Raw genomic sequence first — 978 nt, forward strand, 5'->3', positions numbered from 1 at the left:
CCTTGAAGGTGTCTGGGACGACGAAGGCGGAGGCTACCGCAGCGCCTTCTGCCCGCCCGCCGCCGTGATCACCCCGACGATGATCAGCCCCGTCAGCAGCAACCGCACCCCGGCGCTCACCCCAAACGTGTTGAGCATGGTCAAAAGCAGCACCAGGAACAAAGCCGCGCCCCAGACGCCGGGGACATTGGCCTTGCCGCCGGCGACCGACGTGCCGCCGATGACGACGACGGCGATCGAGGCCAGCAGATATTCGTTGCCGATGTCGACATTGGCGCCGCGGAAATAGCCGGCGAGCAGCGCGCCGTCGATGCCGCCGAGCGCGCCCGACAGCGTGTAGGTGAGGAAGCGGATGCGGCCGACATTGACACCGGCCAGCCACGCCGCGCGAATGTTCTGGCCGATCGCCAGCACCGAGCGGCCATAGATCATACGCTGCAGCGCGATGGCCGCGCCGACGGTGAACAATACCGTGAGGATCGCCAGCACCGGAATGCCCAGCACCTGCCAGTTGGCAAAATCGGCGAAGCCCGGCGGCGGCTTGATCTGCAGCCCGCGGCCATAGCTGATGTCGATCGACTGGATGATGAAGCTGGCCGATAGCGTGGCGATGATCGGCGGGATGCGCAGCGCCCAGATCAGCAGGTAGTTGGCGGCGCCAATCGCCGCCCCGCAGGCAAGTGCCGCCAAAAGCCCGACCGCGATCATGGAATCGTTGCCGTCCATCACCTTCATCGCGACGGCGCTGGCAAGGCCGATATTGGCCGGCAGCGACAGGTCGACATTGCCTGGTCCCAGCGTGATGACGAACATCTGGCCGACGCCGACAATGACGGTGAATACCGCCAGCGAAAGGGCTGCCGTCACCATGCCACCCCTGCCATAACCGCCGGTGAAGGCGATCGTCGCCAGCCACACCAGCAAGGCGCCAATGAACGACCAGATCCAGGGTTTGGTAAGCAGCGATCTCACCGATGT

Annotated in this window: 1 protein-coding gene; it reads right to left on the reverse strand. The window is 65.2% G+C overall.

Annotation, left to right across the window (positions count from 1 at the left end; genetic code table 11):
* Nucleotides 1-33 precede the first annotated feature (33 nt).
* Nucleotides 34-978: ABC transporter permease (locus ENZ75_RS32925; protein ID WP_245481356.1), on the reverse strand; the 945-nt coding region annotated here is incomplete at its 5' end.

The sequence above is a fragment of the Mesorhizobium sp. M7A.F.Ca.CA.002.04.1.1 genome (assembly GCF_004022805.1).
Classification (GTDB): Bacteria; Pseudomonadota; Alphaproteobacteria; order Rhizobiales; family Rhizobiaceae; genus Mesorhizobium; species Mesorhizobium ciceri.